Genomic DNA, 21,942 nt, shown 5'->3' on the forward strand with positions numbered 1-21,942 from the left:
CGGGTGATCCGCACCGGCGCGCTCGACGTGCTTCCCGTCCGTACCGCCGTGCCCGCACTCGAGCAGGCGCTCGACGAGCACGGCACGGCCGTACTGTGCGCCCCGCCGGGCACCGGGAAGACCACCCTGGTGCCGCTGGTGCTCGCGGGCCTGGCCGGGGATACGGCCGGGCGCCGCCCGCTGCGCGGCGTGGTCGTCGCCGAACCGCGCAGGATCGCCGCCAGGGCCGCGGCCCGCAGGATGGCCTGGCTGATCGGCGATAAACCCGGCGGCCGGGTGGGTTTCTCGGTGCGCGGAGAGCGCGTGGTGGGACCCGAGACCGTGGTGGAGGTCGTCACCACCGGAGTCCTGCTGCAGCGCCTCCAACGTGATCAGGAGCTGCCCGGCGTCGACGTGGTGATCCTCGACGAGTGCCATGAGCGGCACCTCGACGCGGACACCGTGGCAGCGTTCCTGCTGGATGTGCGGGCGGCGCTCCGGCCCGAGCTGCGGCTGGTCGCCGCGTCGGCGACGACTGACGTCCAGGGGTGGTCACGGCTGCTCGACGACGCACCGGTCGTCGAGGCGAGCGGAGTCGCGTACCCGGTGGAGACGGTGTGGGCGCCGCCGCCCCGGCCGGTGCGTCCGCCGCACGGGATGAGAGTGGATCCGGCGCTGCTCAGCCATGTCGCGTCGGTCGTCCGGCGGGCGCTGGCCGAACGGACCGGTGACGTGCTGTGTTTCCTGCCCGGGGTCGGTGAGATCAGCAGGGTCGCCGGGCAGTTGAGCGGTCTGGACGCGGAGGTCCTCCAGGTGCACGGCCGGGCGCCTGCCGCGGTGCAGGACGCGGTGCTCGCCGGATCGGCGGAACGGCGAGTGGTGCTTGCCACCTCGGTCGCGGAGTCCTCGCTGACCGTGCCCGGTGTGCGGGTGGTCGTCGATGCGGGCCTGGCCCGCGAGCCGCGCACCGACCATGCCCGCGGGCTGAGCGCGCTCACCACTGTGCGCGCCTCACAGGCCGCTTCACGGCAGCGCGCCGGGCGGGCCGGGCGGGAGGCGCCCGGCGCCGTGTACCGGTGCTGGACGGAGGCCGAGGACCATCGGCTCACCCCCTTTCCGGCACCCGAGATCAAGGTCGCCGACCTGGCGGCCTTCGCACTGCAGGCCGCCTGCTGGGGAGACCCGTCGGCCGCCGGTCTGGGCCTGCTGGACCCGCCGCCGGCCGGGGCGATGGGGGCGGCGCGTGCGGTACTGGCCGCGATCGGCGCGGTGGGCGCGGACGGCCGGGCCACCGGCCGCGGGGTGCGGATGGCCCGGCTCGGTGTCCATCCGCGGCTGGCACGGGCGCTCCTCGACGGCGCGCCCGTACTGGGCGCGCGCCGCGCGGCGGAGGTGGTCGCCCTGCTCAGCGAGGAGCCGCCCCGCGAGTACGGCGACGACCTGGCGGCGGCCTGGCGCACCGCCCGCTCCGGAAGCGACGCCTATGCGGCCCGCTGGCGCCGGGAGGCCCGGCGGCTCGCCTCGGGCATCGAAAGCCGCGCCGCGAGAGGTGAGGGCAGCGGCGAGCGGCAGAGCGACGACGCCGCGGCCGGGCTGATCGCCGCTCTCGCGTTCCCCGAACGGGTCGCCCGTGCCCGGGGCGACGGCGCGTTCCTGATGGCTTCGGGGACCGGCGCCGAGGCGGCGGCCGGCTCACGGCTGCGTGGCTCCGACTGGCTGGCGGTGGCGGTCGCGGACCGGCCCGCCACGGCCGCATCCGCCCGGGTGCGGCTGGCGGCGGTCATCGACGAGGACACGGCGCGATGCGCCGCCGGGCATCTGGTCGGCTCGGCCGACGAGGTCCGCTGGGAGGACGGCGATGTGCTGGCCCGGCGGGTGGAGCGGCTGGGCGCCGTCGAACTCGCCGTGCGGCAACTGAAGAAACCGGCGCCCGCTGCCGTCCGCGCGGCGATCCTGGACGGGCTGCGGCGGGAAGGGCTCGGACTGCTGCGCTGGACGCCGCACGCCCGGGAACTGCGGCAGCGGCTGGGCTTCCTGCACCGCGAAGTGGGCGGCGGCTGGCCGGACGTCTCGGACGCGGCGCTGCTCGCCGGTGCCGACGCGTGGCTGGAGCCCGAACTGTCCCGGGCGCGGCGCAGGGCGGACCTGGCGCGGATCGAGGCAGGGCAGGCGCTGAACCGGCTGCTGCCCTGGGCGACCGGTGAGGCCTCACGCCTGGACGAGTTGGCGCCCGAACGGTTCGAGGTGCCCAGCGGGTCGCGGATCAGGCTGGACTACAGCGGTCCGCAGCCGGTGCTCGCGGTGAAGCTGCAGGAGCTCTTCGGCCTGGCCGAGACCCCGTCCGTCGCGGGCGTGCCGGTGCTCGTGCATCTGCTGTCCCCGGCCGGGCGCCCGGCCGCCGTCACCGCCGATCTGGCGTCCTTCTGGCGGGACGGTTACCGGTCGGTGCGGGCCGAGCTGCGCGGTCGGTACCCCCGCCACCCGTGGCCCGAGGACCCTTCGGCGGCTCAGCCGACGCGGTACACGAAGGCGCGCCAGGACCGCGGGCGGTAGCGGGCGGCTCCGAGCAGCTGCTGTTACGGCCGTTAGGGCGTGGAGCAGGGCTGCGGGCTGCCGCCGCTCGGCGAGGGAGTGGGCGACGGCGAATCGCTCGCACTTCCCGACGGGGTGGGTGTGGGGCCGGACGGGTCCGAAGGTGAGGGGCTCGCACTGTCCGAGGGCGACGGGGTGGGGCTGGGACTGCCCGAGGGCGACGGCGACGGGCAGCCGGAGCCGCTCGGCGAGGGCGACGGCGAGGGGGACGGGGAGCCGGAGGGCGTGGATGAGGGACTGGCACTGCCCGAAGGGGTGGGCTTTCCGCTCGTGGCCGGGCTCGGAGTGGAGATCGTGCCGGAGCCCGTCCTGGTGGGCTTCGGCGACGGCGTCGCGCTCGGCTCGGGGCGCGCGCTCGCTGGGGGCGTCGGGTCCGCCGAACTGCCGCCGGACCGCTTGCCGTTACTGTCGCCGTATCCCTGGCCCTCGGGGCCGGTGCCGACCGGCAGCACGCCGGTGCCGTCGGGGACTCCGTGGCTGCCCTTCTTGTAGAAATCGAACCAGGACAGCACCGTGCTCAGATACGCCTGCGAGTGGTTGTAGCCCAGAATCGACTGATCGAGATCGTGTTTGACCGCGAGGTCCCGGCCGTAGGCGCACAGGTAACGGCCGGTGGCGAGCGCGGCGTCGAAGACGTTGTTCGGGTCCTTGCGCCCGTCACCGTTCCCGTCCTGGCCCCAGACCGCCCAGGTCGCAGGAATGAACTGCATCGGGCCGACCGCACGGTCGTGCACCGCGTCACCGTCGTACTGACCGTGGTCGGTGTCGGAGATATTGGCGAAACCGACCCCGTTGAGCACCGGACCGAGAATCGGCGACAGGGTGGTGCCCGCGGAATCCACCCGGCCACCGCGCGCCTGACCCGACTCCACCTTGCCGATCGCCGCGAGCAGTTGCCACGGAAGGTGGCAGCGCGGGTCGCTGCCCGCGACCGTCTGCTGCGCCTGCCGGTAAGCGTCGAGCACCGAGGCGGGAATGCCCGCCTCGGCCGCCCCGGCGGGCGTGTTGACCGAGGTCGCCGGCTTGTCGGGGGTGGTCAGCGGCGGGAGGTCCGTGAAGTACGGCGAGCCGCCACTGACCGGGGTACCCGGTGGTGGCGTCGCATCCGCTGCCTGCTCGTTGCCCGGGGACTGGCTGACCACGGCGCCCGGCGCCTGCGAGGCGGTCATCGCCGCCACCGCGAGCGCGGCCATCGTGGTCGCTGCCGCACCCTTGCGCAGCCGGCTCCCGAAATGCGGTGCCATACGTGTGGTCCCCTCCCCGTCGACTGCTCTTCGCGCTCCCCAGCGCAGGACTCCGGTGACCCTATGACAACTCCCCGCGCCACAACACCGGTCGCCGGCCGCTTTTCACCGTTTCTTCAGCTTCGGGACCGCCCCGGGGGCCGCACGCGTCAGTGCGCCGCAGACTCCCAGTCCGTGCCCACCCCCACCGACACGTCCAGCGGAGCGCGCAGCCGCACCGCGGCGGCCATCTCCCTGCGGAGGATCTCCTCGACCGCGACCCGCTCACCGGGAGCGATCTCCAGCACGATTTCGTCGTGCACCTGAAGCAGCATCCGCGAGGTGAGCCCCGCCTCGGTCAGCGCCCGGTCGACGTTCAGCATGGCGACCTTCACGATGTCCGCGGCGGTGCCCTGGATCGGGGCATTCAGCGCCATCCGCTCGGCCATCTCGCGGCGCTGGCGATTGTCACTGTTGAGGTCGGGCAGATAGCGGCGCCGGCCGAGCATGGTCTGCGTGTAGCCGGTCGCCCTGGCCTCCTCGACGACCCGCTGCAGATAGTCCCGCACCCCGCCGAACCGCTCGAAGAAGGTGTTCATCAGCGCGCGCGCCTCACCCGCCTCGACGTTCAACTGCTGGGACAGGCCGAACGCCGAAAGCCCGTAGGCGAGTCCGTACGACATGGCCTTGATCTTGCGGCGCATCTCCGGGTCGACGGCGGACTTCTCCACACCGAACACCTGCGAGGCGACCGTGGTGTGCAGATCCTCGCCCGAGGTGAACGCCTCGATCAGGCCGGCGTCCTCCGACAGATGCGCCATCACCCGCAGTTCGATCTGGCTGTAGTCGGCGGTCATCAGCGACTCATAGCCCTCACCGACGACAAAGCCCCGGCGGATCGCCCGGCCCTCGTCCGTACGCACCGGAATGTTCTGCAGGTTGGGGTCGGTCGACGAGAGCCGCCCGGTGGCGGCCACCGTCTGGTTGTACGTGGTGTGGATACGGCCGTCCGCGGCCACCATCTTGACCAGACCCTCGACTGTCACCCGCAGCTTCGCCTGCTCACGGTGGCGCAACATGATCACCGGCAGGTCGTGCTCGGTCTGCGCCGCCAGCCAGGCAAGCGCATCCGCGTCCGTCGTGTAGCCGGTCTTCGTCTTCTTCGTCTTCGGCAACCCCAGCTCGCCGAAGAACACCTCCTGAAGCTGCTTGGGCGAACCGAGGTTGAACTCGTGCCCGACAGCCCCGTGCGCCTCCTTCACCGCCTGCTGGACGGCGCCCGCGAACTGCTGCTCCAGAGCCTCCAGATGGGCGCGGTCAGCTGCGATGCCATGGCGCTCCATACGGGCCAGCAGTGCAGACGTGGGCAGCTCCACATCGTGCAACAGCCCTGCCGCGCCGACCTCCTCGAGCCGCGCACCGAACGCCTCACCCAGGTCGAGGACCGCGCGGGCCTGCGTCATCAGGGCGTCGGCCTCGGCCCGCTCGTCCGTGCCGAAAGCGAGCTGCCCGTCCGAAGGCGCGGCCGGCGCCAACTCACGCCCCAGATACTCCACCGTCAGCGCGTCGAGCGCGAAAGAACGCCGGCCCGGCTTCACCAGATAGGCGGCCAGCGCAGTGTCCATCGTGACACCGTCGACGCTCCAGCCATGCTCCGGGAAGACCCGCATGGCGCTCTTCGCGTTGTGCATCACCTTGGCGCTCGCCGGATCCGCCATCCACCCGGCGAAAGCACGCTCGTCCGCCTCATCGAGCTGCGTGGTGTCGAACCAGGCGGCCGCACCACCCGCCGCGGCCAGCGCGATCTCGGTGACGCTCCCGGCGCCCAGCGCCCACGTCCCGACCATGGCCACACCCAGCGGCTGCCCGCCGTGCGCAGCCAGCCAGGGCGCCAGCTCCCCCGAAGCCAGCACCGAACCGTCGATCTCCACACCGGCCGCCACCGGCGCGCTCTGCTCCTCGCCCGCACCCGGATCGACGGCCAGCAGACGCTCCCGCAGACTCGGATTGCGGATCTCCAGCACATCCAGCACGCCCGCCAGCGCCTCCCGGTCGTACGCGGCGCGCTCCAGCTCCGCGGGCCCCTTGGACAACTCCACATCACGCACCATCTCGGTGAGCGTGCGGTTCAGCTTCACCGACTCCAGGTGATCGCGGAAATTCTGCCCGGCCTTCCCCTTCACCTCGTCGGCGCGCGCCACAAGATCGGCGAACGACCCGAACTGGTTGATCCACTTCGCGGCCGTCTTCTCACCGACCCCCGGGATGCCGGGCAGATTGTCCGACGGGTCGCCCCGCAGGGCGGCGAAATCCGGATACTGCTGCGGAGTCAGCCCGTACTTCTCCTCCACCTTCTCCGGCGTGAAACGCGTCAGCTCCGAGACGCCCTTGGTCGGATACAGCACCGTGACACGGTCCGTGATCAACTGGAAGGAATCCCGGTCACCGGTGACGATCAGCACCTCGAAACCGGCCGCCTCGGCCTGCGTGGCCAGCGTGGCGATCACATCGTCCGCCTCAAAACCGTCGATCGCGAACCGGTCGACCCGCATGGCGTCGAGCAGCTCACCGATCAGCTCGACCTGCCCCTTGAACTCGTCCGGGGTCTTCGCACGGTTCGCCTTGTATTCCGGGAACTCCTGCGACCGCCAGGTCTTGCGGGACACGTCGAAAGCCACCGCGAAATGCGTCGGCGCCTCATCGCGCAGCGTGTTCGCCAGCATCGACGCGAAGCCATAGATGGCATTCGTCGTCTGACCGCTCGCGGTCGTGAAATTCTCCGCGGGCAGCGCGAAAAACGCCCGGTACGCCAGAGAATGCCCGTCCATGAGGAGCAGGCGGGGGCGGGTGTCTGCGGTCTGCTTCGATGCTGTCTTTGCCACGGAACCGATCCTGCCACGGGGCACCGACAATCCAGACCGCCAGGCACCTCCCCACCGCAGCAACCGGGGCACATGACAGGATCGGGCACGCACACCAGATTCGCCCGCTCGAAGGGGAGCGCCCATGGCTGCCAAGCCGCCCACAGGTGACCCGGTCCAGGACGCGCCGCAGGTCGCGGCCCCACGGCACGCCGCCGCAGGCCTCCCCGCCATCGGCCACACCCTGAAGATCGCCCAGCAGCAGATGGGCGTGGTCCGCACCGCGCAGACCCTTCTCAAGGTCAACCAGAAGGACGGCTTCGACTGCCCGGGCTGCGCCTGGCCCGAAGGCGACAAACGGCACACCGCGGAATTCTGCGAGAACGGCGCCAAAGCCGTCGCCGAAGAAGCCACTCTCCGCCGCGTCACCCCCGACTTCTTCGCCGCGCACTCCCTCGCCGACCTCGCGTCACGCAGCGGCTACTGGCTGGGACAGCAGGGCCGGATCACCCACCCGATGCTGCTCACCGAGGACAGCGACCACTACCGGGCGATCACCTGGGAAGAGGCCTTCGACGTCATCGCCGAAGAACTCAAGGCCCTCGACTCCCCCGACGAAGCGCTCTTCTACACCTCCGGCCGCACCAGCAACGAAGCAGCCTTCCTGCTCCAGCTCTTCGCCCGGTCCTTCGGCACCAACAACCTGCCCGACTGCTCCAACATGTGCCACGAGTCGTCCGGCTCCGCGCTGGCCGAGACCATCGGCGTCGGCAAAGGCAGCGTCTCCCTCGACGACATGCACCAGGCCGACCTGATCATCGTCGCCGGACAGAACCCGGGCACCAACCACCCGCGCATGCTGTCCGCACTGGAAAAGGCCAAAGCGGCCGGCGCGAAGATCATCGCGGTCAACCCGCTGCCCGAGGCAGGCCTGGAACGCTTCAAAAACCCGCAAACCCCCCAGGGCATGGTCCGGGGCGCCGCACTCAACGACCTCTTCCTGCAGATCCGGATCGGCGGCGACCAAGCCCTCTTCCGGCTGCTGAACAAACTGATCATCGAAACCGAGGGCGCGACCGACCAGCAGTTCATCGGCGAACACACCCACGGCTACGAGGAGTTCGCCACCGCCGCCCGCACCGCCGACTGGGACGAAACACTCACCGCCACCGGCCTCAGCCGCAAGGACATCGAACAGGCACTCACGATGATCCTCGCCTCGAAACGCACCATCGTCTGCTGGGCGATGGGCCTGACCCAGCACAAACACGCCGTCCCCACCATCCGGGAAGTCGTCAACTTCCTGCTGCTGCGCGGCAACATCGGCCGCCCCGGCGCCGGCGTCTGCCCCGTCCGCGGACACTCCAACGTCCAGGGCGACCGCACCATGGGCATCTTCGAACGCCCCGACCCCGCCTTCCTCGACGCCCTCGACAAAGAATTCGGGATCACCTCACCCCGTCACCACGGCTTCGACGTCGTACGGTCCATCGAGGCGCTCCGCGACGGCCGAGCCAAAGTCTTCTTCGCCATGGGCGGCAACTTCGTCGGCGCCACCCCCGACACCGACGTCACCGAAGCCGCGATGCGCCGCGCCTCCCTCACCGTGCACGTATCGACCAAGCTCAACCGCTCGCACGCCGTCACCGGCCGCCGAGCACTGATCCTGCCCACCCTCGGCCGCACCGACAAGGACATCCAGGCAGCCGGCAAACAGTTCGTGACCGTCGAGGACTCCATGGGACTGGTCCACGCCTCCCGCGGCAACCTCACCCCCGCGAGCCCCCACCTGCTCTCCGAACCAGCCATCGTCGCCCGGCTCGCCCACGCCGTCCTCGGCAGCGCGTCCCCCGTCAACTGGGCGGAGTTCGAAAAGGACTACGCCACCATCCGCGACCGGATCGCCCGCGTCGTCCCCGGCTTCGAGGACTTCAACGCCCGCGTCGCCACCCCGGGCGGCTTCGCACTCCCGCACGCCCCCCGCGACGAACGACGCTTCCCCACCACCACCGGCAAAGCCAACTTCACCGCCGCCCCGGTGGAGCACCCCCACCTGCCCCCAGGGCGGCTGCTGCTCCAGACCATGCGCTCGCACGACCAGTACAACACCACGATCTACGGCCTCGACGACCGCTACCGCGGCATCAAGGGCGGCCGCCGCGTCGTCCTCGTCAACCCGGACGACGCCCACGACCTCGGCCTCGCCGACGGCTCGTACACCGACATCGTCAGCGAATGGAAGGACGGCACCCAGCGGCGCGCCCCCGGCTTCCGGGTAGTGCACTACCCCACCGCACGCGGCTGCGCCGCCGCCTACTACCCGGAAACCAACGTCCTGGTCCCGCTGGACGCGACAGCGGACATCAGCAACACCCCCGTGAGCAAGTCCCTGGTCGTCCGTCTGGAACAATCTCCCACCGCCTAAGCGTTTGCTCAGCCACCCGGCGAGCGGGCACCCCGCGCACCCGGCACCACCACAGCAAACGCCACCCACGACGATCGGAGCCGACCCCATGGGCGAGCAGACCACCGTGAAGTTCCCGCAAGAGGTCATCGACGCATACGCCACCCTCGGCGTCGACCTGCCCGCACTCTTCTCCGCCGGCCACCTGGGCAAGCGCATGGACGTACGGATCACCGAAGCGGCCGCCGACCGCGTCGTCGGCACCATGCCCGTCGAAGGCAACACCCAGCCGTACGGACTGCTGCACGGCGGCGCATCCGCCGTACTCGCCGAAACCCTCGGCTCCGTCGGCGCCATGCTGCACGGCGGCCCCAGCAAACTCGCCGTCGGCGTCGACCTCAACTGCACCCACCACCGCGGCGCCCGCAGCGGCCTCGTCACCGGAGTGGCCACGCCCGTGCACCGCGGCCGCACCACCGCCACCTACGAAATCGTCATCACCGACGACCAGGACAAACGCGTCTGCACCGCCCGGCTGACCTGCCTGCTGCGCGACGCCACCCTCCCCTCGGCGTGACCGTCTGCGTAACCCATCCGCACAACCCGTCGGCGTAACCCGTCGGCGTAACCCGTCGGCGTAACACTGCGTAACAGCGATGCAATGAAGCGGCGAGTCCGCGACGCCCCCCGTGCCCACACCGGTGGCGGCGTCGCGACCGTCCGCGCCCCGCACACCCGACAGCAGCGTGATCGCCAGTAGCCCCTTAGCGGAACTGCACGTTCTCACCATGCGAGCAGATAGATGGTGACCGCATTCCTCCCAACTGTCCGCAGTGTGCCCACGCTCCCTCCCCCCGGTCATAACAAGACAGTCACATCCTTATCTTCGCCGGTCCACACCTCCCCCACCTGCGCTTAGAGTCACGGCCAGTCACCGCGCCGCCGGGCGCGTCCACAGCACGGCCCTGAACCACCCAGTACGGCCCGGCGAGAGCTAGTCACCTCAGCAGAGGTGACGCGCCAGGGAGAGGATTCATCGTGCGACACCGTTCCTTGCTCATACTCACCACCGTGCTGACCACGGGGGCACTGACACTCACCGCTTGCGGATCGCGCGACAACAAGGACAGCAAGGGCAGCGACTCGAAGACCGAGGTCATCATCGGCGTCGACGCGCCCCTGACCGGCCAGAACTCCGCCACCGGCCTCGGCCTCCAGTACGGCGCCAAAGTCGCCGTCGACGACGCCAACAAGAACAACACCGTGCCCGGCGTGAAGTTCGTCATCAAAGCACTCGACGACAAGGCGCTGCCGCCGACCGGCCAGCAGAACGCGACCTCCTTCGTCGCGAACAAGGACGTCCTCGGCGTCGTCGGCCCGCTCAACTCCGGTGTCGCACAGACCATGCAGCAGGTCTTCGCCGCAGCCAACCTGGTCGAGATCTCACCGGCCAACACCGCCCCCGAACTCACCCAGGGCAAGAACTGGCAGACCGCCAAGAAGCGCCCCTACAAGACGTACTTCCGCACCGCCACCACCGACGCCCTGCAGGGCGGCTTCGCGGCCCAGTACGCCGGCCAGACGCTCAAGAAGAAGAAGGTCTTCGTCGTCGACGACAAGCAGACCTACGGCGCCGGCCTCGCCAAACTCTTCAAGTCCAACTTCCTCAAGGCCGGCGGCAAACTCGCCGGCGAAGACCACGTCAACGTCGGCGACAAGGACTTCTCCACCCTCGTCACCAAGATCAAGAACTCCGGCGCCGACCTCCTCTACTACGGCGGCCAGTACGACGAGTCGCAGATCATCACCAAGCAGCTCAAGGACGCCGGCGCCAACATCCCGCTGATGGGCGGCGACGGCATGTTCACCCCGACCTACATCAAAACCGCAGGTAAAGCAGCCGAAGGCGACCTCGCCACCTCCGTCGGCGTCCCCGTCGACAGCCTGCCCGCCGCCAAGGACTTCATCACCAAGTACAAGACCGCCAAGTACCCCGGCGACTACGGCACCTACGGCGGCTACTCCTACGACGCCGCCACCGCCATCATCAAGGCCGTCGGCACCGTCGTGAAGGACGGAAAGGTCCCCACCGACGCCCGCGCCCAGATCGTCGCCGCCGTACAGAAGACCGACTTCGACGGCATCGCCGGACACCTCTCCTTCGACCAGTACGGCGACACCACCAACAAGCAGCTCACCGTCTACCAGGTCAAGAACGGCGCCTGGAAGGCCGTCAGGAGCGGCACCTACGAGCCCACCAGCTGACCAGGAACCACCGCAGTGCCCAGGGCCGCGCGACCACGACCACGAGTCACCGCGCGGCCCGCAGTCTCCCCTTGTTCGCACCACACCCACATGGAGGCCACGCGGTGCACTCCCTGCCGCAGCAGCTGGCCAACGGGCTGTTCCTCGGCTCGATGTACGGGCTGATCGCCATCGGCTACACGATGGTGTACGGCATCGTCCAGCTCATCAACTTCGCCCACGGCGAGATCTTCATGACCGGCGGCTTCGGCGCCCTCTCCGTCTACCTCTACGTGCTCCCCCACGGCACCTCGATGTGGATAGCCCTGCCCGCCATGCTCGTAGGCGGCGGCATCGTCGCCGTCCTCGTCGCCGTCGGAGCCGAACGCTTCGCCTACCGACCCCTGCGCGGCGCCCCACGACTCGCGCCGCTCATCACCGCCATCGGCCTCTCCCTCGCCCTCCAGCAGGCCGTCTTCAACTGGTACCCCGGCGCCGAGAACGCCCGCGTCTTCCCCCAACTGCCCGGCGGGCCCTACCACCTCGGCTCCGTCAACATCCAGAGCGGCGACGTGTTCCTGATCATCGCCGCACCCCTCTGCATGGCCGCCCTCGCCGTCTTCACCAAAACCTCCCGCACCGGCCGCGCCATGCAAGCCACCGCCCAGGACCCCGACACCGCACAACTCATGGGCATCGACACCAACCGCATCATCGTCATCGCGTTCGCCATCGGCGGCCTCTTCGCCGCCGTCGCCGGAATCGCCTACGGATTCAAAATCGGCAACGTCAGCTACGACATGGGATTCCAGGCCGGCCTGAAAGCCTTCACCGCAGCCGTCCTCGGCGGCATCGGCAACATCTACGGCGCCATGCTCGGCGGCCTCGTCCTCGGCGTCGCCGAAGTCATGGCCACCGCCTACATCGACCAAGTACCCGGCATGCAACAGCTCGGCGGCCAAGCATGGTCCGCGGTCTGGGCCTTCGTCCTGCTCATCCTGGTACTACTGCTACGACCACAAGGCCTCCTGGGCGAACGCGTCGCGGACAGGGCGTGACCGGCATGACCACCAACGAACTCACCCAGACCCCCGAAACACCCAAGGCCCCCGCGCCCACCGGGAACCCCCCACTGATCCCGCTCCCCCTCACCGCCGCCCGCGCCGTCACCCTCATCGGCGCCCTCATCACCATCGTCAGCACCTTCCTCTCCTGGACCTGGAAAGCCGACTTCGCCGACGACCTCACCTACTCCGGCGACCCCTCCGGCCTCCAGATCCTCGCCATCATCGGCGGCGTCCTCACCCTGCTCTTCAGCCTCAGCCACTGGAAAATCCGCGGACTGCGCTGGCTCAACCCCGCCGCAGCCACCGCCCCCGTCTTCCTCGCCGCGCTCGCCGCCTTCGCCGTCGTCTGGTACACGATCCTCGCCATCGCCTTCGAACTCGGCGGACTCGTCAACCTCGACCCCGGCGGCTGGATAGCCGCCGTCGGCACCGCACTCTCCGTGGCCGGCGCACTCGCACTCCCCCGCCCCGGCCCCACCTTCAAGCACTACTTCGCCAAAACCGACTCGCTCCCCCCAGCACACCGCCTCCCCGCCTGGGGACAGCGCGTCATCGTCACCGCCTGCACCGCACTCGCCCTGGTCGTCTTCACCTACGGCATCGGCGTCCCCGACGAACAGCCCGAAGTCTTCCTCTCCTTCGTCCTACTCGTCATCTTCGGCGCCTGGGCACTCTTCGGCGCCGGCCTCATGGAACGCTTCTCCGCACTCAACGCCCGGCACAAAGGATTCGCCACCTCCATGGCCTTCCTCGCCGCGGCGATCTTCCCGTTCACGCAGAGCGAGGACCACAACGCCAACATCGGCGTCAACATCCTCATCTTCGCCACCGTCGCCCTCGGCCTGAACATCGTCGTCGGCCTCACCGGACTCCTCGACCTCGGATACGTCGCCTTCCTCGGCGTCGGCGCCTACGCCGCCGCCCTCGTATCCGGCTCCGAGTTCTCCACCTTCTCCGGCGTCCAATTCCCCTTCTGGGCAGCCGCCCTCACCGGAATGGCCGCCTCCCTCATCTTCGGCGTCCTCATCGGCGCACCCACCCTGCGCCTGCGCGGCGACTACCTCGCCATCGTCACCCTCGGCTTCGGAGAAATCTTCCGCATCGCCGTCAACAGCCTCGACGGCTCATCCGGACCCGACATCACCAACGGCCCCAACGGCATCCCCTCCATCCCCGACCTCGAACTCTTCGGATTCAACCTCGGCGCCGCCCACGACATCGGCGGAATCACCCTCGGCAGGTTCGCCAACTACTTCCTGCTCATGCTGGTGATCACCGCCCTCGTCGTCCTCGTCTTCACCCGCGCAGCGGACTCCCGAATCGGCCGCTCCTGGATCGCCATCCGCGAAGACGAAACCGCAGCCACCGCCATGGGCATCAACGGCTTCCGCGTCAAACTCATCGCCTTCGCCCTCGGCGCCACCCTCGCCGGACTCGCCGGCACCGTCAGCGCCCACGTCACCTACAGCGTGACCCCCCAGCCCTACCAGTTCGCCGGAGCAGCACCACCCAACTCCGCCTTCCTGCTCGCCGCCGTCGTACTCGGCGGCATGGGCACCGTCGGCGGCCCCCTCCTCGGCGCGACCTTCCTCTACCTCATCCCCGAAAAACTCGGCTTCCTCAAGCAGTACGAACTCCTCGCCTTCGGCCTCGCCCTCGTCCTGCTCATGCGCTTCCGCCCCGAAGGCGTCATCGCCAACCGCCGCCGCCAACTCGAATTCCACGAGGACGACCCCAACACCGCCCTTCCGGAACAACGCGTACTCGGCGACGACACCGTCCCGGTCAGCAAAGCAGGGGCGTGAGGAACGACATGACCACCGAAACCATCGCGCAGACCCCCGAAGCCACCAGCACCCCCGTGCTCCGGGCCGAAGGCGTCATCATGCGCTTCGGCGGCCTCACCGCCGTACGCGACGTCGACCTCACCGTCAACGCCGGAGAAATCGTCGGCCTCATCGGCCCCAACGGTGCAGGCAAAACAACCTTCTTCAACTGCCTCACCGGCCTGTACGTACCCACCGAAGGCACCGTCAGCTACAAGGGCACCGTCCTGCCGCCCAAACCCCACCTCGTCACCAAGGCAGGCATCGCCCGCACCTTCCAGAACATCCGGCTCTTCGCCAACATGACCGTCCTGGAGAACGTCCTCGTCGGACGCCACACCAGGACCAAGGAAGGCCTCTGGTCCGCCATCCTGCGCGGCCCCGGCTTCCACAAGGCGGAGGCCAAGTCCCGTGAACGAGCCACCGAACTCCTCGAGTTCATCGGCCTCGCCCACAAGGCCGACCACCTCGCACGCAACCTCCCCTACGGCGAACAGCGCAAGCTCGAAATCGCCCGCGCACTCGCCAGCGAACCCGGCCTGCTCCTCCTCGACGAGCCCACCGCCGGCATGAACCCGCAGGAAACCCGCGCCACCGAAGAACTCGTCTTCGCCATCCGCGACCAGGGCATCGCCGTCCTCGTCATCGAGCACGACATGCGCTTCATCTTCAACCTCTGCGACCGCGTCGCCGTCCTCGTCCAGGGCGAAAAACTCGTCGAAGGCACATCAGAGGTCGTCCAGGGCGACGAACGCGTCATCGCCGCCTACCTCGGCACACCCTTCGAAGGCGCCCCCGGCGACGAAGAACTCGCCGAGGTCGAAGCGGCGGAAGCGGTCGCCGAAGCGGAAGCGGTCACGATCGCCGAAGCGGAGGCCGGGACCGACACCGACACCGACAGCAGCACAGGCACCACCAGCGACACCGGCACCACCAGCACCGAAGGAGACAGCAAGTGACCCCTCTCCTCGAGGTCACAGACCTCAGGGTCGCCTACGGCAAGATCGAAGCCGTCAAGGGCATCTCCTTCAGCGTCGAAGCCGGCCAGGTCGTCACCCTCATCGGCACCAACGGCGCCGGAAAAACCACCACGCTGCGTACCCTCTCCGGACTGATCAAACCGACCGGCGGCACCGTCACCTTCGACGGCAAACCACTGAGCGGCGTCCCCGCCCACAAGATCGTCGCCCTCGGAATGGCCCATTCCCCCGAAGGCCGGCACATCTTCCCGCGCCTCACCATCTTCGAGAACCTCCAGCTCGGAGCGTTCCTGCGGGACGACAAAGAGGGCATCGAGAAGGACATCCAGCGCGCCTACGACCTCTTCCCCATCCTCGGCGAACGACGGAAACAGGCGGCGGGCACCCTCTCCGGCGGCGAACAGCAGATGCTCGCCATGGGACGCGCCCTGATGTCCCAACCCAAACTGCTGATGCTCGACGAACCCTCCATGGGCCTCTCCCCGATCATGATGCAGAAGATCATGGAGACCATCGTCGAACTCAAGTCCCAGGGCATGACCATCCTGCTCGTCGAACAGAACGCCCAGGCCGCGCTCTCGCTCGCCGACCACGGCTACGTCATGGAGATCGGTAAAATCTCCCTCTCCGGCACCGGCCGGGACCTGCTGCACGACGAGTCGGTCCGCAAGGCGTACCTCGGCGAGGACTGACCCGGGTACGCATGCGAAAGGGCCCGCACCACCGTTCTCACGGCGGCGCGGGCCCTTTCTGCTTGATGTCCTACTCGCCCTTCGCGGCGGCCTTCTTCTCCTCGCCGTCCTCGATGACCGCCTCGGCGACCTGCTGCATCGACATACGCCGGTCCATCGACGTCTTCTGGATCCACCGGAACGCGGCCGGCTCCGACAGCCCGTACTGCGTCTGCAGCACCGACTTAGCCCGGTCCACCAGCTTTCGCGTCTCCAGCCGCTGCGAGAGGTCGGCGACCTCCTGCTCCAGCGCCTTCAGCTCGGTGAACCGGGACACGGCCATCTCGATGGCCGGCACCACGTCGCTCTTGGAGAACGGCTTCACCAGGTACGCCATCGCTCCGGCGTCCCTGGCCCGCTCGACCAGGTCGCGCTGCGAGAACGCGGTCAGCATCAGGACCGGCGCGATGGACTCCTCGGTGATCTTCTCGGCGGCCGAGATGCCGTCCAGCACGGGCATCTTCACGTCGAGGATCACCAGGTCGGGCTTGTGCTCCCGGGCCAGCTCCACGGCCCGCTGCCCGTCTCCGGCTTCGCCGACGACCGCGTAGCCCTCTTCTTCGAGCATCTCTTTGAGGTCGAGGCGGATCAGGGCCTCGTCCTCGGCGATGACGACACGGGTCGTCAGCGGCGGGACGTGCGACTTGTCGTCGTCGGCGACGGGCTGGGGCGACTCGGGGGCGGTCACGGGGGCTCCTCGTTGCGGGCCGGGCAGGTGTTGCTGCCTAAGCAGCCTACCTAGCTGCGACGATGCGCAGTGACCCGGTACACTTCCGGGAGCCGATCTCGCCGGGTTGGTGGAATGGCATACACGGAGGTCTCAAACACCTCTGCCCGAGAGGGCTTGCGGGTTCGAGTCCCGCACCCGGTACCTACGAAAGCGGATGCTCACATTCTCGTGAACATCCGCTTTTTGCTATACGCCGCCAACGAAATTTACAGAAGGTGGCGGTGTGAATATGCACGGCATTGCGGTGCGCCAGAAGGCGCTCGACCTAATCCGATCCGGTTCCCGGAACGCAGACGTAGCTCGACAGCTGAACGTGCCGCTCGGCACCGTTTCGTACTGGCTCCACATGGACCGGGCCAAGCGGGGGGAGAAGGTGCGGACAAGGCCATCGCTACTCTGCCCACGCTGCAACGACCGCCCACTGGACAGAGCAGCATACTCCTATCTGCTTGGCCTCTACCTGGGTGACGGCCACATCAGCCACTACGCCAAACACAAGGTGCCGAGCCTCATGATCACGTGCGATGATGCCTGGCCTGGCCTGCAAGATGCGGTGGAATCAGCCATGAAGGCCGTCTTTCCGCATAACGCCACGTGCCGTGTACGCCGGGAGGGCTGCCACAACATCAAGGTGTACTTCAAGCACCTGACCTGTCTCTTCCCCCAGCACGGTCCCGGGAGGAAGCATGAACGCCCGATCATCCTCGAGTCCTGGCAGCAGACGATAGTGGATGAGCACCCCTGGGAGTTCATCCGGGGCCTGATCCACTCCGACGGCTGCCGGAACATTAACTGGACGACCCGCATCGTGGGTGGTGAGCGGAAACGCTACGAGTATCCACGCTACTGGTTCACCAACGTCTCGGACGACATCCGCCGCCTCTACACCAACACCCTCGACAAGCTCGGCATTGAGTGGAAGAACTGCACCCGCCACGGCAGGCCGTACAACGTCTCCGTCGCCAGACGCGCATCCGTCGCCCTCATGGACGAACACGTGGGCCCCAAGTTCTGAGCCGCGAGGCGACACCGCTACTTCGGGGAGTCGTCCTCGCCCACATGGTGCACCCGGACCAGATTCGTCGTGCCGGCCACCCCCGGCGGGGAGCCCGCGGTGATGACCACGATGTCGCCCTGGCGGCAGCGGCCGGCCTTCAGGAGCTGTTCGTCGACCTGGGCGACCATCTCGTCGGTCGAGTCGACCTGCGGGCCGAGGTAGGTCTCGACGCCCCAGGTGACGTTGAGCTGGGCACGGGTGGCCGGGTCCGGGGTGAAGGCGAGGAGCGGGATGGGTGAGCGGTAGCGGGAGAGGCGCTTGGCGGTGTCGCCGGACTGGGTGAAGGCGACCAGCAGTTTCGCGCCCAGGAAGTCGCCCATTTCGGCGGCGGCGCGGGCGACCGCGCCGCCCTGGGTGCGGGGCTTGTTGCGTTCGGTGAGCGGCGGGAGGCCCTTGGCGAGGATGTCCTCCTCGGCTGCTTCGACGATGCGGCCCATGGTGCGGACCGTCTCGACGGGGTACTTGCCGATGCTGGTCTCGCCGGAGAGCATCACCGCATCCGTGCCGTCGATGACCGCGTTGGCCACGTCGGAGGCTTCGGCGCGGGTGGGCCGGGAGTTGTCGATCATCGATTCGAGCATCTGGGTGGCGACGATGACCGGTTTGGCGTTGCGCTTGGCGAGTTTGATGGCGCGCTTCTGGACGATCGGGACCTGTTCGAGCGGCATTTCGACGCCGAGGTCGCCGCGGGCGACCATGATGCCGTCGAAGGCGGCGACGATGTCGTCGATGTTGTCGACGGCCTGGGGTTTTTCGACCTTGGCGATGACGGGGAGGGTGCGGCCCTCCTCCTTCATGATGTGGTGGACGTCGTCGATGTCGCGTCCGCTGCGTACGAAGGAGAGGGCGATGATGTCGGCGCCGGTGCGCAGGGCCCAGCGGAGGTCTTCGGCGTCCTTGTCGGACATGGCGGGGACGGATACGGCGACGCCGGGGAGGTTGAGTCCCTTGTGGTCGGAGACCATGCCGCCTTCGATGACGATCGTGTGGACGCGGGGGCCTTCGATGCCGGTGACTTCGAGGGCGACTTTTCCGTCGTCGACGAGGATGCTTTCGCCGGTGGAGACGTCTGCGGCGAGTCCGTCGTAGGTGGTGCCGCAGGTGCTGCGGTCGCCCTGGGTGTCGGGGGCGACGGAGATGGTGAATTCGTCGCCGCGTTCAAGGAGTACCGGTCCTTCGGCGAAGTGGCCGAGGCGAATCTTCGGGCCTTGAAGGTCGGCGAGGATGCCGACGCTGCGCCCGGTCTCCTCGGATGCCTGGCGCACGCGTCGGTAGCGCGCCTCGTGTTCGGCGTAGGTGCCGTGGCTGAGGTTGAGGCGGGCGATGTCCATTCCGGCTTCGACCAGTGCTTTGATCTGGTCGTACGAGTCGGTGGCAGGCCCCAGGGTGCAGACGATCTTCGCTCGGCGCATGTTTCGAGCCTAGACCTTACTGCTGGGTAGATAATTGGTTGCACATGACGAGCCAACATCCTTTGGGTGAAGGGCTATTGACAAGTGTTGAATTGTGCAGGGGCCCGCTCCGATGAGCAGTTTGCAGAGTCGGTCTTCAGAGTTTTGGCGGTGTCATGGTGAAGCGGGCGTTTACCTGGGCGTAGACGGTCTGGCGCTGCGGTTCGAGGTCGAGCGCGGCGGGTGCTTCGGCTTCGCTGCCTCCGTAGGCGGCTCTGGCGCGGAAGGAGCCGGGTGCGGCGGGCATTCCGGGGGCGGGGGCGGTGTTCTCTGCGCCGAGGTCGGCGAGTTCTACGAGTGCGCTGAGCCGGGCGCCGAGTGCGTCGGCGTATTCGCGGGCGCGTTGGACGGCTTCTCTGACGGCTTGGCGGCGGGCTTCGCCGTGTGCGGGTGAGTCGGGGCGCAGTGACCACCAGGGTCCTGAGATGCGGGTCATGTCGAGGTCGGCGATGCGGGTGATGAGTTCGCCGAGTGCGGTGAAGTCGTTGAGGACGAGGGTGGTGTGGACGCGGCCGTGGTAGGCGCGGATGCGTTCGCCGCGGCCGTGCTGGGCCGGTTCGGGGGTGACGGAGAAGGTGCCGGTTTCGATGTTCTCGACGGACGGGCCGTAGGACTTGGCGAGGTCGAGCAGCCAGGCGTTGCGGCGGGTGAGGTCGTCGAGTGCGGCGCGGCGGTCTTTGCCGCGGGCGCTGACGGTGACGCTGATGCGGGCGGTTTCGGGGTCGACTTCCAGGCGTGCTTCGCCTCGGACGGCGACGCGGGGGACGTCGGGGGTGCCGTAGGGGGCGGCTTGGGTGTGCGGGGGTGCTTCGTCGGTCATGGGTTTCACTCTGTCACTGCGGTACGGCGGTTGCCGGTCATCAGATCGAAATGTGCGGGGGCTGTTGCGTGGTGTGGTTCCTGGGTCAGAATCTACGCGCGTTGTGCATCGTGACGAGGGAGATCAAATGCCGCTCAACCGTAGGACGTTCCTGGGTACTTCGGCCGCCGCGGGCGCCGGGGTGGCGATGGTGGGGGGCGCCGCTGTGCCTGCCGAGGCCCGTGGTGGTGGGCGTGGGCCGAAGCGGTACTCGTTCACCGTGATGGGCACGACAGATCTGCATGGTCATGTCTTCAACTGGGACTACTTCACGGACAAGGAGTACGACGACGCCGCGCACAATGACGTCGGTCTGGCGAAGATCTCGACTCTGGTGGAGGGGATCCGGGCGGAGAAGGGCCGTCACAACACCCTGATGATCGATGCGGGTGACACGATCCAGGGCACGCAGTTGGCGTACTACTACGCGCGGATCGATCCGATCACGGCGAAGCAGGGTCCGGTGCATCCGATGGCGCAGGCCATGAATGTGATCGGTTATGACGCGGCTGCGCTCGGTAATCATGAGTTCAATTACGGGATTCCGCTGCTGCGTAAGTTCGAGGAGCAGTGTGATTTTCCGCTGCTGGGTGCGAACGCGCTGGATGCGAAGACGTTGCGGCCGGCGTTCGCCCCGTATGTGATGAAGACGCTGCTTACTCCGCACGGGCGTGATGTGCGGGTGGCGATTCTGGGTCTGACGAATCCGGGTATCGCGATCTGGGACAAGGCGAATGTGCAGGGGAAGATGACGTTCCCGGGTCTGGAGGAGCAGGCGGCGAAGTATGTGCCGCGGTTGCGTTCGATGGGCGCGGATGTGGTGATCGTGTCGGCGCATTCGGGGGCGAGTGGTACGTCGTCGTACGGGGATCAGATTCCGTATGTGGAGAACGCGGCGGGTCTGGTGGCGGAGAAGGTGCCGGGGATCGATGCGATTCTGGTGGGTCATGCGCATGTGGAGATCCCTGAGCGTCTGGTGGAGAACAAGGAGACCGGAAAGCCGGTGGTGTTGTCGGAGCCGCTGTTGTGGGGTGAGCGGTTGACGGTCTTCGATTTTGATCTGGTGTGGGAGAGGGGCCGTTGGGCGGTCGAGAAGGCCGGTGCGCGGGTGCTCAATTCGAATACGGCGGTGGAGGACCCGAGGATCACCGGGCTGCTGGCGGATGAGCACAAGAAGGTGGTGGCGTATGTGAATCAGGTGATCGGGACGTCTGTGGCGGAGATGACCACGGCGGATGCGCCGTGGAAGGACGAGCCGATCATCGATCTGATCAACAAGGTGCAGGCGGACACGGTGCAGGCGGCACTTGCGGGTGGTGAGTATGCGGCGTTGCCGGTGCTTTCGCAGGCTTCGTGTTTTTCGCGTTCGGCGCGGATCCCGGCGGGTGATGTGACGATCAAGGATGCGGCGGGGCTGTATCCGTTCGAGAACACGTTGGAGGCGCGGCTGGTGACGGGTGCGCAGATCAGGGACTATCTGGAGTTCTCGGCGCGGTATTATGTGCAGACGCCGGCGGGTGGTCCGGTGGACACCTCGAAGCTGACGAACGCGGACGGTACGCCGGATTACAACTATGACGCGGTGTCGGGTCTGACGTATGAGATCGATATCGCGAAGGCCGCTGGTTCGCGGATTGTGAATCTGTGCTTCGGCGGCAAGGCGATTGACCCGGCTGCGCAGTTCGTGTTGGCGGTGAACAATTACCGGGCGAGTGGTGGGGGCAATTTCCCGCATGTGCCGGCGGCGCAGCAGTTGTGGGCGAATTCGGATGAGATCCGGAACACGATCATTGCGTGGTTGCAGGCGAAGGGGACGGTGGATGCGGCGGAGTTCGCGTCGGTTGATTGGAAGCTGACGCGGGACGGTACGCCGGTGTTCTGACGGGTGGTTTTGCGCGGCGGGGTCCGATTCGGCTGTGGTGGCCGGGCCGGACCCCT

General features: G+C 68.1%; 14 protein-coding genes, 1 tRNA gene and 1 pseudogene. 11 read left to right on the forward strand and 5 right to left on the reverse strand.

Going from position 1 to position 21,942, the window contains the following annotated elements; all coding sequences use genetic code 11:
* The first annotated feature begins 3 nt into the window (after positions 1–3).
* Entirely contained in the window at positions 4–2,532 is a 2,529-nt protein-coding gene (hrpB, locus tag AB0436_RS00885) for an ATP-dependent helicase HrpB (protein WP_366465489.1), read from the forward strand.
* A 149-nt stretch (positions 2,533–2,681) separates the two neighbouring features.
* On the opposite strand, the pseudogene AB0436_RS00890 reads toward hrpB, so the two are convergent.
* Both AB0436_RS00890 and polA read right to left on the reverse strand, forming a co-directional pair.
* Positions 2,682–3,815, reverse strand: a pseudogene (locus AB0436_RS00890) (lytic transglycosylase domain-containing protein); the annotation flags it as partial.
* A 149-nt stretch (positions 3,816–3,964) separates the two neighbouring features.
* Positions 3,965–6,676, reverse strand: coding sequence for a DNA polymerase I (polA, locus tag AB0436_RS00895; protein WP_366465490.1), 2,712 nt, complete (start codon positions 6,674–6,676; stop codon positions 3,965–3,967).
* Positions 6,677–6,800: 124 nt separating this feature from the next.
* On the opposite strand from polA, the gene AB0436_RS00900 reads away from it, so the two are divergent.
* The 7 genes from AB0436_RS00900 to AB0436_RS00930 all read left to right on the forward strand — a co-directional run bounded on the left by AB0436_RS00900 (position 6,801) and on the right by AB0436_RS00930 (position 15,868).
* Positions 6,801–9,080 (forward strand): FdhF/YdeP family oxidoreductase, encoded by a 2,280-nt coding sequence (locus AB0436_RS00900; protein ID WP_366465491.1) that lies wholly within the window; start codon positions 6,801–6,803, stop codon positions 9,078–9,080.
* Positions 9,081–9,168: 88 nt separating this feature from the next.
* Positions 9,169–9,636 (forward strand): hotdog fold thioesterase, encoded by a 468-nt coding sequence (locus tag AB0436_RS00905; RefSeq protein WP_366465492.1) that lies wholly within the window; start codon positions 9,169–9,171, stop codon positions 9,634–9,636.
* Between the two features lie 461 nt (positions 9,637–10,097).
* A complete protein-coding gene (locus AB0436_RS00910) occupies positions 10,098–11,324 on the forward strand; it encodes a branched-chain amino acid ABC transporter substrate-binding protein (RefSeq protein ID WP_366465493.1) in 1,227 nt (408 codons plus the stop codon).
* 104 nt (positions 11,325–11,428) lie between these two features.
* A complete protein-coding gene (locus AB0436_RS00915; protein ID WP_366465494.1) occupies positions 11,429–12,361 on the forward strand; it encodes a branched-chain amino acid ABC transporter permease in 933 nt (310 codons plus the stop codon).
* Positions 12,362–12,366: 5 nt separating this feature from the next.
* Entirely contained in the window at positions 12,367–14,175 is a 1,809-nt protein-coding gene (locus AB0436_RS00920) for a branched-chain amino acid ABC transporter permease (protein ID WP_366465495.1), read from the forward strand.
* An 8-nt stretch (positions 14,176–14,183) separates the two neighbouring features.
* A complete protein-coding gene (locus AB0436_RS00925; protein ID WP_366465497.1) occupies positions 14,184–15,155 on the forward strand; it encodes an ABC transporter ATP-binding protein in 972 nt (323 codons plus the stop codon).
* On the forward strand, positions 15,152–15,868 hold the full coding sequence (locus tag AB0436_RS00930) for an ABC transporter ATP-binding protein (protein WP_366465498.1): 717 nt from the start codon (positions 15,152–15,154) through the stop codon (positions 15,866–15,868). Before AB0436_RS00925 ends, AB0436_RS00930 begins: the two co-directional genes overlap by 4 nt.
* A gap of 70 nt (positions 15,869–15,938) precedes the next feature.
* Here the strand turns inward: AB0436_RS00930 and AB0436_RS00935 are convergent, their stop codons facing one another.
* Complete coding sequence (locus tag AB0436_RS00935; RefSeq protein WP_365855619.1) at positions 15,939–16,595, reverse strand: response regulator; 657 nt, start codon at positions 16,593–16,595, stop codon at positions 15,939–15,941.
* Between the two features lie 100 nt (positions 16,596–16,695).
* Between AB0436_RS00935 and AB0436_RS00940 the strand changes: the two genes are divergently transcribed.
* A tRNA-Leu gene (locus AB0436_RS00940) sits at positions 16,696–16,778 on the forward strand.
* 82 nt (positions 16,779–16,860) lie between these two features.
* Entirely contained in the window at positions 16,861–17,652 is a 792-nt protein-coding gene (locus AB0436_RS00945) for a helix-turn-helix domain-containing protein (RefSeq protein ID WP_366465499.1), read from the forward strand.
* 17 nt (positions 17,653–17,669) lie between these two features.
* Here the strand turns inward: AB0436_RS00945 and pyk are convergent, their stop codons facing one another.
* Both pyk and AB0436_RS00955 read right to left on the reverse strand, forming a co-directional pair.
* Complete coding sequence (gene pyk / locus AB0436_RS00950; protein WP_366465500.1) at positions 17,670–19,106, reverse strand: pyruvate kinase; 1,437 nt, start codon at positions 19,104–19,106, stop codon at positions 17,670–17,672.
* Between the two features lie 136 nt (positions 19,107–19,242).
* Positions 19,243–19,965, reverse strand: coding sequence for an SIMPL domain-containing protein (locus AB0436_RS00955; RefSeq protein WP_366465501.1), 723 nt, complete (start codon positions 19,963–19,965; stop codon positions 19,243–19,245).
* A 127-nt stretch (positions 19,966–20,092) separates the two neighbouring features.
* Here AB0436_RS00955 and AB0436_RS00960 point away from each other — a divergent pair, with 127 nt between their 5' ends.
* Positions 20,093–21,886 (forward strand): 5'-nucleotidase C-terminal domain-containing protein, encoded by a 1,794-nt coding sequence (locus AB0436_RS00960; protein ID WP_366465503.1) that lies wholly within the window; start codon positions 20,093–20,095, stop codon positions 21,884–21,886.
* Positions 21,887–21,942 lie beyond the last annotated feature (56 nt).

Origin of the sequence: Streptomyces sp. NPDC051322, assembly GCF_040689485.1 — a bacterium.
In the GTDB taxonomy this organism is placed as follows: domain Bacteria; phylum Actinomycetota; class Actinomycetes; order Streptomycetales; family Streptomycetaceae; genus Streptomyces.

Excerpts from the sequence above, each read along its gene's own strand:
- AB0436_RS00900 (WP_366465491.1), top strand. The coding sequence starts at position 6,801 with ATGGCTGCCAAGCCGCCCACAGGTGACCCGGTCCAGGACGCGCCGCAG.
- pyk (WP_366465500.1), bottom strand. The coding sequence starts at position 19,106 with ATGCGCCGAGCGAAGATCGTCTGCACCCTGGGGCCTGCCACCGACTCG.
- AB0436_RS00920 (WP_366465495.1), top strand. The coding sequence starts at position 12,367 with ATGACCACCAACGAACTCACCCAGACCCCCGAAACACCCAAGGCCCCC.
- AB0436_RS00960 (WP_366465503.1), top strand. The coding sequence starts at position 20,093 with ATGCCGCTCAACCGTAGGACGTTCCTGGGTACTTCGGCCGCCGCGGGC.
- AB0436_RS00955 (WP_366465501.1), bottom strand. The coding sequence starts at position 19,965 with ATGACCGACGAAGCACCCCCGCACACCCAAGCCGCCCCCTACGGCACC.
- AB0436_RS00905 (WP_366465492.1), top strand. The coding sequence starts at position 9,169 with ATGGGCGAGCAGACCACCGTGAAGTTCCCGCAAGAGGTCATCGACGCA.
- AB0436_RS00925 (WP_366465497.1), top strand. The coding sequence starts at position 14,184 with ATGACCACCGAAACCATCGCGCAGACCCCCGAAGCCACCAGCACCCCC.